The 9,744-nt window shown below is 70.3% G+C and carries 10 protein-coding genes; 2 read left to right on the forward strand and 8 right to left on the reverse strand.

Annotated features, from left to right (window positions below):
* Window positions 1–106 precede the first annotated feature (106 nt).
* Entirely contained in the window at window positions 107–1,102 is a 996-nt protein-coding gene (locus FV242_RS30400) for a GlxA family transcriptional regulator (protein ID WP_147941515.1), read from the reverse strand.
* The gene (locus FV242_RS30405; RefSeq protein ID WP_147941516.1) at window positions 1,099–1,659 is read right to left on the reverse strand and encodes an isochorismatase family protein; all 561 of its coding nucleotides are present in this window, start codon (window positions 1,657–1,659) and stop codon (window positions 1,099–1,101) included. The genes FV242_RS30400 and FV242_RS30405 overlap by 4 nt, the downstream gene beginning before the upstream one ends.
* A gap of 114 nt (window positions 1,660–1,773) precedes the next feature.
* Between FV242_RS30405 and FV242_RS30410 the strand changes: the two genes are divergently transcribed.
* Both FV242_RS30410 and FV242_RS30415 read left to right on the forward strand, forming a co-directional pair.
* On the forward strand, window positions 1,774–2,484 hold the full coding sequence (locus tag FV242_RS30410) for a Sir2 family NAD-dependent protein deacetylase (RefSeq protein WP_147941517.1): 711 nt from the start codon (window positions 1,774–1,776) through the stop codon (window positions 2,482–2,484).
* A gap of 219 nt (window positions 2,485–2,703) precedes the next feature.
* A complete protein-coding gene (locus tag FV242_RS30415; protein WP_147941518.1) occupies window positions 2,704–2,928 on the forward strand; it encodes a hypothetical protein in 225 nt (74 codons plus the stop codon).
* A gap of 373 nt (window positions 2,929–3,301) precedes the next feature.
* Here FV242_RS30415 and FV242_RS30420 read toward each other — a convergent pair whose 3' ends face one another.
* The 6 genes from FV242_RS30420 to FV242_RS30445 form a co-directional block, all read right to left on the reverse strand.
* Window positions 3,302–3,700 carry a hypothetical protein gene (locus FV242_RS30420; RefSeq protein WP_147910389.1) on the reverse strand — a complete coding sequence of 133 codons (399 nt, stop codon included), beginning with the start codon at window positions 3,698–3,700 and terminating at the stop codon, window positions 3,302–3,304.
* Between the two features lie 75 nt (window positions 3,701–3,775).
* Window positions 3,776–6,115 (reverse strand): xanthine dehydrogenase family protein molybdopterin-binding subunit, encoded by a 2,340-nt coding sequence (locus FV242_RS30425; protein ID WP_147941519.1) that lies wholly within the window; start codon window positions 6,113–6,115, stop codon window positions 3,776–3,778.
* On the reverse strand, window positions 6,112–6,591 hold the full coding sequence (locus FV242_RS30430; RefSeq protein WP_147910387.1) for a (2Fe-2S)-binding protein: 480 nt from the start codon (window positions 6,589–6,591) through the stop codon (window positions 6,112–6,114). Before FV242_RS30430 ends, FV242_RS30425 begins: the two co-directional genes overlap by 4 nt.
* 462 nt (window positions 6,592–7,053) lie before the next feature.
* Window positions 7,054–7,458, reverse strand: a complete 405-nt coding sequence (locus FV242_RS30435; RefSeq protein ID WP_147910386.1) for a type II toxin-antitoxin system VapC family toxin — start codon at window positions 7,456–7,458, stop codon at window positions 7,054–7,056.
* Window positions 7,458–7,703: a type II toxin-antitoxin system VapB family antitoxin gene (locus FV242_RS30440; protein WP_147910385.1), complete on the reverse strand. Its 246-nt coding sequence runs from the start codon at window positions 7,701–7,703 to the stop codon at window positions 7,458–7,460. The genes FV242_RS30435 and FV242_RS30440 overlap by 1 nt, the downstream gene beginning before the upstream one ends.
* A gap of 67 nt (window positions 7,704–7,770) precedes the next feature.
* The gene (locus FV242_RS30445; protein ID WP_147910384.1) at window positions 7,771–9,732 is read right to left on the reverse strand and encodes a potassium transporter Kup; all 1,962 of its coding nucleotides are present in this window, start codon (window positions 9,730–9,732) and stop codon (window positions 7,771–7,773) included.
* Window positions 9,733–9,744 lie beyond the last annotated feature (12 nt).

Raw genomic sequence — 9,744 nt, forward strand, 5'->3', positions numbered from 1 at the left:
CGATCTGGCGCGAGGAGGGTTTATCGACGTCACGTCGCAAACGCGACCGCAGGAAACCTCGGTTCCGTCTGCCGCCACCCTGGGCCTACGCTCTCTGCCAAGCCGCCTAATTGGCCAAAGTCGAGCTGAGGCTCGAGGGGGCGGCCGCGTGGAACCGGCCCCACACCCGCCGCATATGCCGGGCGGAGCCGAAGCCCACGCGGTCGGCGATCTGCTCCAGGGCGAGGTCGGTCTGGGCGATCAGGTCCCGGGCCAGCGCGATCCGGGCGCGGTTGACAGCGTCGGTCACCGTCATGCCGGCATGGAGCCGGAACAGCCGGGCGAGGTTGCGCGGGCTCGCCCCGGCGAGGCGGCCCAAGATCTCGGGGGACCAGTCGCGCGCCGGCTCGGCCGCGATCGCGTCCTGGGCGCGGTGCACCACCGGATGCAGATGGCTGCGGCCTTCCAGCCAGGGCGAGAGCTGTGGGTCGTCGGGCCCGCGCCGCATGTAGACGACCAGGGTCCGGGCCGCCGCCAGCGCGGCGGCAGGGCCGGCCCAGTCGGCGACGAGGTGGAGCATCAGGTCGACGCCCGCCGTGACGCCGGCGCTGCTGAACCGATCCCGGTCCTGCACGAACAGCCGGTTCTCCAGCACCCGCGCCCGGGGCGCCAGGGCGGCGAGCCGGGCGCAGCTCGCGTGATGGGTGGTGCAGGCATAGCCGTCGAACAGCCCGGCGCGGGCGGCCATCAGCGTGCCCTCGCACACCGTGACCAGGGTGTGGCCCGGCCGGACCGCGCCGCGCAGCCAGTCGACGATCCGGGCTTCGGCCGCCGCGTCGTCCGGGTCGGCCTCGCAGCCGAGCACCCGGGACGACGCGCCGGGCAGGAGCACCACGGTGCCCGGCGCGATCGCCTCCGGCAGCGGCTCCGCGCCGCTCAGAGCCAGCCCGATCGAGCAGCGGGTGTACGGATCCGGCGCCACGTAGCGGACCGCGAAGGCGACCCGCTCCTGCACCGCCCCGGCGATCCGCAGCACCTCGACCGGGCCGGCGAGATCGAGCAGCAGGGTGCGCGGCGGCAGGACCACCAGGACCGGGATGCTGCGCCGCGCCGCCTCGCTCATGCGGCGACCGGCAGGTCCCGGCCGGCGAGCGCCTGCGACACCGTGGCGATGCGGGCGAAGCGGTCCACCAGGACCAGCTCGGTGCGGGCCTTGATGTCGTCCGGGCTGAAGCTGCGGCCGTCAGGATGGGTCATCGCGAAGGTCAGCGTCGCCTCGGTGACGTAATCCACCTGCCAGCCGCTGTCGGAGGCGTGGCGGGTGGTGGTCTCGCAGCATTGCTCGGTGCGGATCCCCGACACGATCAGGCGGCGGATGCCGCGCTGCGTCAGCCAGCCCGCGAGACCCGTATCGACCAGCGCGCTGTGCCGGCGCTTGTGGAACATGGCCGCCGGCGCGATCACGATGGGCTCGAGGGTGCGGACATGGCCGCACTCGACCGCAAACGGACCCGTTTCCGCGACGTGGAACACCTGCAGCACCGGAATGCGGCGCGCCGCCGCGCCGTCGATCAGCGCCTGGAGGCGTTCGGTGAAGAGCGGCACGTCCGCCTCGCTCCAGAACGGCCGGTGACGGAAGGATTCCTGGACGTCGATGACCAGCAACGCAACATCGGACATTTCGTGTCTCCCACGCGGTGAAGCGAGCGGCAGGATCGCCCTCTTGCGAAACCCGCGAAAGAAACCGCGCAGCCAACCTGCGGACCGATCCGGCCATTCCCTGGAGCACGCCGCATGAGCGCCCCCAGAAACATCTTCGTGCTGACCGGGGCGGGCGTGTCGGCCGAGAGCGGGCTGGGCACGTTCCGCGACCGCGGCGGGATCTGGGCGCGGTTCGACCCGATGAGGCTCGCCACCCCGGAGGCCTATGCCGCCGATCCCGACACGGTGCTCAACTTCTACGACCATCGCCGCCGGGGCGTGGTCGCGGCCGCGCCCAACGCGGCGCATATGGCCCTGGCCGAGGCCGAGGCGCGGCTCGCCGAGCGAGGCGGACGCCTGTTCCTGTGCACGCAGAACGTCGACGACCTGCACGAGCGGGCGGGTTCGCGCGCGGTGGTCCACATGCACGGCGAGCTGCTCAAGGCCCGCTGCACCGCGTGCGGGACGGTCACGCCCTGGCGCGACGACCTGAACCGGGCGTCGTCCTGCCCGGCCTGCGGGACGGCGGGCCGGATGCGGCCGGACATCGTCTGGTTCGGCGAGATGCCGATGCACCGCGACGCGATCGAGGCGGCCTTGGCCGCGGCCGACCTGTTCGTGGCCGTGGGCACCTCGGGGGCGGTCTACCCGGCGGCCGGGTACGTGCGGCAGGCCCGGGCCCTGACGATTCCCACCTGCGAAATCAACCTGGACCCCTCGGACAACGCCGACGCGTTCGACGACGCGCGCTACGGGCCGGCGAGCACGGTCCTGCCCCGCTACCTGGCCGATCTCGGGCTGTAACGGTCACGCCGGCCGCAAGGCGTTGCCGGCGAACGGCTTTTCGATTCGCGACCGGGTTTCCGGGGCGAGGACCAAAATCTTAAATGATGCGAATCACATCCGCGCGAGCTGTCAAGAACTGTTCGGGTCGTTGCCCACCGGTTACAACGGTCAAGCTCGGGTTCGGCGTCGCGGCCCGCCCGGGCGTTCGTTGAAGCCACAAGGGGAAGACGAAGACCCATGCAGCACTTCATCGTAACCGACCGCGAGCGTGACACCGTCCTGGCGGCTTTGCGCTATTACCAGTTCTACCGGATGCAGGGACATCCGTTCGACCCCCGCCAGGACGACCTGATCGACACCATCGCGGGCCGGGCCGGGGACGCCCTCGACCTCGCCGAGATCGACGATCTCTGCGCCGGCCTGAACGGCAACCCCCACGCGCTCGCCGCCGCGGCCGCCTGAGGCCGCATCGCGGGGCGGGCGTTGCGCCGCCCCGACCGCCGGCCGCCGGGGACCGACCCCTCCGAGACGAGCGAAACCGCCGCCGGAGTTGGCACGATCCCCGTCTGCGTTTCGCGGCGTCCGCCCGGGCGGCGACGCCGCGCCGGACGCGGAAGCTCGGTTTCAGTCCCCCGACCGGAGGAATGATCCGAGCCGCCCCGCCCGGTCATCCCGGGACGCCTCCGGCGCCTCGGAATGACGGTGCAGACCATCGTTCGGACGTAACGGATCCGGGAACGACGGGTCCGCCGAAAGCTGCAACTCGGAACGATGGGTTGGCGCGGTCGCGGTGTCGGGCCCGCGTGATCGCCGGCCCGGTACCGCGACCGACGCCTCAGGGCGCCTTCTTCAGCTGGCTCTCGGCCCGGGCCACGCCGGCCTCGCAGCCCTTCGCGTCGCCCTTGGAATCGGCGGTGCGCGCCTCGTCCAACGCGACTTTGGCCTGCTGGGCGGCATCCGCGCCCTCGCCGGCCTGGGCCGACTTCTCCGGGGGGGCCTGCGGGGATTCGTTGGCGCGCTGGCCCTCGGTGCCGGTCACGCCCTCGCCGCCGCGCTTGGCGGCGTTGCCCTGGCCGCTGGTGGAGGCCGAGATCGAGGCGGTCGCCTCCGCGGTGACACGCTTCGACAGGGCGTCGATCTTGTCCGAGCAGGGCGAGGCGAGGACCGGGGCCGCCATCAGGACCAGGGCCAGCGGCACCGTGACGGAAACCGTGAAGATGGCGGGACGCATCATCGTGTCGAACTCTCTCATGGCGGGGGGCCGGGGATCAGGTCCCCGGTCCCCCAACGCGTCGCGGTGGAATGCGGTTCAGGCGCTGAGCTGGTCGCGGATCGGCAATTGCCGCACGCGCCGGCCGGTGGCGGCGAAGACCGCGTTGGCGATGGCGGGCGCCACCGGCGGCACGCCGGGTTCGCCGACGCCGCCGAGCGGGCCGTCATAGGAGCCGGTCGGCACCAGGTGCACGCGGACCACCTTCGGGGCGGCGTCGATCCGGATGATCTCGTAGCCGTCGAAGTTGTTCTGCACGGCCCGGCCCTGCTTGAAGGTGATCTCGGAGGTGAGGGCGAGCCCCATCCCCATGACCACCGCGCCTTCCATCTGCGACCGGATGCGCTCCGGGTTCACCTGCGGACCGCAATCGACCGCGATGTCGATGGCGTGCACCTTCACCTGGCCCTTGTCGTCGACCTCCACCTCAGCCGCCACCGACGTGTAGGTGACGAAGCTGTAGTGGCCGGCGATGCCGAGGCCGCGGCCCTTGGGCATCTGCCGCCCCCAGCCGGCGCCCTTGGCGGCAGCCTCGATCACGCCGCGCAGGCGGCCGGTGTCGATTGGGTAGAGCTTCGGGTCCTCGCCGTGGTTCCAGACGTCGCCGATCGAGGTCGGGTCGATTGTCCGGGCCGGGCCGATCAGGTCCAGCAGGTACTCCTTCGGGTCGCGGCCGGCGGCATGCGCCAGCTCCGACACGAAGGACTGGATCGCGAAGGCGTGCGGGATGTTCGAGACCGAGCGGAACCAGCCGATCCGGACGTGGGCGGCGGCCTCCGGGTTTTCCATTCGGGCGTTGGGCAGGTTGAACGGGGTGTTCACCAGACCCATCCCGAGCTCGAACGGCAGCTCGTGCTTCGGATCGGGCGCGAAGATCGAGCCGATCGTCGGCGCCACCGAGCGGTGCAGCCAGGCCACCGGCATGCCCTTGTCGTCGAGGCCGGCCTCCAGGCGCTCCACCGAGATGGTGTGGTAGTAGCCGTGGTGGATGTCGTCCTCGCGGGTCCAGGCGAGCTTGACCGGCGCGCCGTCCACCGCCTGCGAGCACAGGGCGGCCTCGACCACGTAATCCGGCTTGGACTTGCGCCCGAAGCCGCCGCCGAGCAGCGTGACGTTCACCTTGACCTTGTCGTCGGGCAGCTTGAGCGCCTTCATCAGGCGGTCGTTGGCGGCCTGCGGACCCTGCGTGCACGCCCAGGCCTCGCAGAAGCCGTCCTTCACCCGGGCCACGGCGGCCGGGGGCTCCATCGGGGCCTGGACCAGGTGGGGCACGAAGTACTCGGCCTCGACCTTGGTCTTGGCCTTGGCCATCGCGCCGTCGACGTCGCCCTGGTTGCGCACCACCTTGCCGGGCTTGCGCGCGGCGGCCTCGAGCTCCTTGCGGAACACGTCGGTGTCGTAGCCGGCGTTCGGGCCGTCATCCCAGGTGATCTTCAGCGCGTCGCGCGCCTTCATGGCGGCCCAGGTGTTCTTGGCGACCACCGCGACGCCGCCGAGCGGCATGAACTCGCTCGGGATCTCGCCGCCGTCGATCTTGAAGATCTTGACGACGCCCGGGACTTTCTTGGCCTCGCTGTCGTCGTAGGACGTGACCTTGCCGCCGTAGACCGCCGGCCGGGCCACAACGGCGTACAGCATCCCGTCGAGCTTGGTGTCGAGGCCGTAGATGGCCCGGCCCGTGGTGATGTCGAAATTGTCGATCAGCCCGATCTTGCCGGTGCCGATGTACCGGAAATCCTTCGGGTTCTTCAGCGTGACGTTCGTGGGCACCGGCAACTCGGAGGCCGCCTGCGCCACGGCGCCGTAGCCGAGGCTGCGCTTCGACTTGGCGTGCGTGAGGGTGTGGTTGGACGCCGTCACCTCGGAGGCCGGCACGCCCCACTGCTTGGCCGCGGCCTCGATCAGCATCAGCCGTGCGGCGGCGCCGGCATGGCGGAAATGCTGGAAGAAGTGGCGCAGCGAGCGCGAGCCGTCGGTGTCCTGGTTGCCGAAGCGCTGCTCGTCGCCCCAGGCCTGGACCACCTTCACCTTCGGCCAGTCGGCCTCAAGCTCGTCGGCGACCGTGAGCGCCACCGAGGTGCGCACGCCCTGGCCCATGTCGGAGCGGTGGTTGGTCACCGTGACGGTGCCGTCCGGGGCGATCGCCACGAAGATTTTTGGGTCGTCGCGCCAGCCGTGCGGCATGCCGTCGGCGCCGAACTTCTGGGCCTTCTGCTCGGCGGTCTGGCCCTCGTCGGCGCGGGCGTCGCGCAGGGACAGGGCGAGCACCAGCGCGCCGGCGCCCCCGAGGATGCCGCGGCGGCTGACATTGGCCAAGACGGGCTTGGCGGTCGGCTTGGCGTTGGCCAGTTCGGCCATCATCTGTGCGTCGTGAATCACAGGCGCTCTCCCTTGCCGGCGGGGGCCGTCTGGCCGGCGGCCTGATGGATCGCCGCGCGGATGCGCGGATAGGTGCCGCAACGGCAGATGTTGCCGCTCATCGTGTCGTCGATGTCCTGCTCGGACGGCTTGGGCGTGTCCTTGAGCAGGGCTGCGGCCTGCATGATCTGGCCGCACTGGCAGTAGCCGCACTGGGAGACGTTGAGGTCGCGCCAGGCCACCTGCACCGGATGATTGCCGTCGGGCGACAGCCCCTCGATGGTCACGACCTCCTGGCCGGCGGCGGCCGAGACCGGGGTGATGCAGGCGCGGGTCGCCGCGCCGCCGAGATGGATCGTGCAGGCGCCGCACAGCGACACGCCACAGCCGAACTTGGTGCCGGTGAGGCCCAACTCGTCGCGCAGGTACCACAGCAGCGGCATGTCGGGGTCGCCGTCGAAGCTGCGCGCAGCCCCGTTCACGGTGAGTTTGATCATCGATGCGTCCTGTCTGGCAGCGCCTGAGCGGCGTCCCGTCGGGTCAGAGCCGGAGGCGCCGACCGATGCTCGGTCCGCGCGTCCGCCCATGCCGGCTAACCCGGCGAACGGGCTTCTGGGTTCGGAAGTGGAAGAATTCTAATCCACCCCGGGAGCCTTGTGCAACGCAAGGTGGATGCGGCACGCCGCCGGAGGCCCGCGCCGGGGACATGCCGCGTGCGGCGGCGCACATGCCGGCGTCGTGGAAGACAACGCCTTCGAACGTGTGAGAGGGAAGAGGTCCGTACTGCGACGCTGCACTGCGTCGACAACGATCAGCGTCGGCATCCGAACGCTTGTTCGGCTCGGACCTAACGGCCTTGCCGCTGCGCCGCGCTCGCCATGGCCGGGCGGCGCCTGCATTCCCAACGCGAACATCGGTCCGTTGAGTGTTTGAAGGCGGATCGATCCATCACCGGACCGTCAGCGAACAGTCTCCAGATCGGTCCTGCGAAACTCGTCCGCCGTGGCGAGGATCGGCACGTTGAAGAACCGGGCCGCGGCGTAGTGGAGGCAGTCCCCGAGGTTGAGACCGTGCCGGCCTGCCCGGTATCGATGCGCCGCCGACAGGGCGAGCGCCGTCGTCTCGCTGGCGGGCGGGAGATCGCAGATCTCGATGCTTCGGGCTGCGAGGAATTCGAGGACGATCGGCCCGACGGCCTCGATTGTCATGTCGAACTTGTCGGGCCGCGCGAGGGCCAGCGCCGTTTCCAGGATCGCGACGGGCGAGGTCATGCACCGGTCGGCTGAGGCGAGGGCGCCGGAGATCCGGCCGGCCTCCGGCTCGTCCGCCAGCAGGGCGACGAGCGCGGAGGCGTCCACGAACATCAGCGGCCCTCCCACATCGCGTCGTAGACATCCCGCGGGAGGGGCGTCCGGGCAGCCTCGCTGAGGGTGATTCCATGCTTCTCGCGCAACCGTGCGGCGGTGGCCTGCGGCGTCTCCCCCGGGTGCCTGCGCGCGATCGCCTCCCGCATGGCGATGACGATCGCCTCGGTGATGCCGACCCCCGCCAGGGCGGCGAACCGGCGTGTCAGCGCATCGGCTTCGGGATTGTTGACGTTGATCGGCACGGCCGTTCGCCCTCGACAGATCGATGTAGATAATCGCTTGCGCGGATCTACACCAGCGGCGCGATCCTCACACCGTCACCTGCGTCCCGACCTCGACCACGCGCCCGGTGGGGATCTGGAAGAAGTCCGTGGCGTCGTTCGCGTTCTTGGCGAGGGTAATGAAGATGCGGTCCTGCCAGAGCGGCATGCCCGAATGGGTGGCCGGGCGGATCGAGCGGCGGGACAGGAAGAACGACGTCGCCATGATGTCGAACTTGAAGCCCTGGCGGCGCAGCAACACCAGGGTCTTGGGGATGTTCGGCGTCTCCATGTAGCCGAACTTCATCACCACCTTGAAGAAGTGCGGCCCCACCGGCTCGATCCGGACCTTGTCGGTCTCCTTCGAGCGCGGGGTGTCCACCGTCTCCACCGTGAGGATCACGTTCTTCTCGTGCAGCACCTTGTTGTGCTTCAGGTTGTGCAGCAGGGCGGCCGGGGCGATCTCGGGGTCGCTCGTCAGGAACACCGCGGTTCCGCGCACGTGGTGGGGCGGGCTCTTCTCCAGCATGCCGACCAGCTCGACCAGCGGCACGTCGGTCTTGCGGGTCTTGTTGAACAGGATCGTGACCCCGCGCACCCAGGTCCACATCAGGATGACGAGGCCGCCGGCCAGGATCAGGGGCACGTAGCCGCCCTCGACCACCTTGATCAGGTTGGAGAGCAGGAACAGGAACTCGACCACGATGAACGGCAGCATCACCAGGGCGGCGGCCACCGGAGACCAGCCCCACATCCGCCAGATCACCAGGAAGGTCATCGAGGCGGTGAGCAGCATCGTGCCGGTCACCGCGATGCCGTAGGCCGAGGCGAGCGACGAGGAGGTCTTGAACAGCACCGCCAGCAGCACGACGCCGACCATCAGCAGACCGTTGATCTGCGGCAGGTAGATCTGGCCGGCATGCGATTCGGAGGTGTGGCGGATCTCGAGGCGCGGCAGCAGACCGAGCTGGATCGCCTGCCGGGAGAGGGAGAAGGCGCCGGTGATCACCGCCTGGCTCGCCACCACGGTGGCCAGCGTCGCCAGCACCACCATCGGCAGCAGGCCCCAGGCCGGGACGAGCTGGAAGAACGGGTCGGCGGTGTCGGGCTTCTCCAGCACCAGGGCCGCCTGACCCAGGTAGTTGAGGGCGAGCGCCGGGAAGACCAGGCAGACCCACGCCACCTGGATCGGCTTGCGGCCGAAATGCCCGAGATCGGCGAACAGGGCCTCGGCGCCGGTCACCGCCAGGAACACCGCGCCGAGCGCCACCAGCGCCCCGGTGCCGTGGCCGAGCAGGTAATGCACCGCGTACCAGGGGTTGACCGCACGGAACACCTCCGTGTGCAGGCCGATATGCGGCAGGGCGGCGAGCGCCATGGCGACGAACCACACAACGGTCATCGGCCCGAAGAACGCCGCGACCTTGGCGGTGCCGCGGTTCTGCACCAGGAACAGGGCGACGATGATCGTCACCGTGATCGGCAGCACGTAGTCGTTCAGGGCCGGGGTGACGAGCTTCAGCCCCTCCACGGCGGAGAGCACCGAGATCGCCGGGGTGATCACCGCGTCGCCGTAGAACAGGGAGGCGCCGAGCAGGCCGAGCATGAACACGATGCGGGATCCGCCGAGCGCCTTCCGGGCCAGTGCCATCAGCGAGAGGATGCCGCCCTCGCCGTTGTTGTCCATGCGCAGCAGGATCGCGACGTACTTGACCGTCACGATCAGGAACAGCGCCCAGAGGATCAGCGAGACGGTGCCGATCACCTCCTCGGGCAGCAGGATGCCGTCGGTGCGGGCCGGGACCAGCGCCTCGCGGAAGGCGTAGAGCGGGCTGGTGCCGATGTCGCCGTAGACGACCCCGACCGAGCCGACCAGCAGGGTCCAGAAGCCGGCATGGCCGTGCTGGGTCTCGGCCTTCTCGGGGGAATCCAGGGCGCCGGCCGGGGCCGGCCCCTGCTCGGGGGGCGGAGCGCCGGCCTCGGCCCCCGAAGTGGGCACAGGGGCGGACACCGGTGCCTGCCC

Origin of the sequence: Methylobacterium sp. WL64 (assembly GCF_008039945.1) — a bacterium.
In the GTDB taxonomy this organism is placed as follows: domain Bacteria; phylum Pseudomonadota; class Alphaproteobacteria; order Rhizobiales; family Beijerinckiaceae; genus Methylobacterium.

Excerpts from the sequence above, each read along its gene's own strand:
- FV242_RS30415 (WP_147941518.1), top strand. The coding sequence starts at position 2,704 with ATGCAGCACTTCATCGTAACCGACCGCGAGCGTGACACCGTCCTGGCG.
- FV242_RS30405 (WP_147941516.1), bottom strand. The coding sequence starts at position 1,659 with ATGTCCGATGTTGCGTTGCTGGTCATCGACGTCCAGGAATCCTTCCGT.
- FV242_RS30420 (WP_147910389.1), bottom strand. The coding sequence starts at position 3,700 with ATGATGCGTCCCGCCATCTTCACGGTTTCCGTCACGGTGCCGCTGGCC.
- FV242_RS30410 (WP_147941517.1), top strand. The coding sequence starts at position 1,774 with ATGAGCGCCCCCAGAAACATCTTCGTGCTGACCGGGGCGGGCGTGTCG.
- FV242_RS30400 (WP_147941515.1), bottom strand. The coding sequence starts at position 1,102 with ATGAGCGAGGCGGCGCGGCGCAGCATCCCGGTCCTGGTGGTCCTGCCG.
- FV242_RS30435 (WP_147910386.1), bottom strand. The coding sequence starts at position 7,458 with ATGTTCGTGGACGCCTCCGCGCTCGTCGCCCTGCTGGCGGACGAGCCG.
- FV242_RS30430 (WP_147910387.1), bottom strand. The coding sequence starts at position 6,591 with ATGATCAAACTCACCGTGAACGGGGCTGCGCGCAGCTTCGACGGCGAC.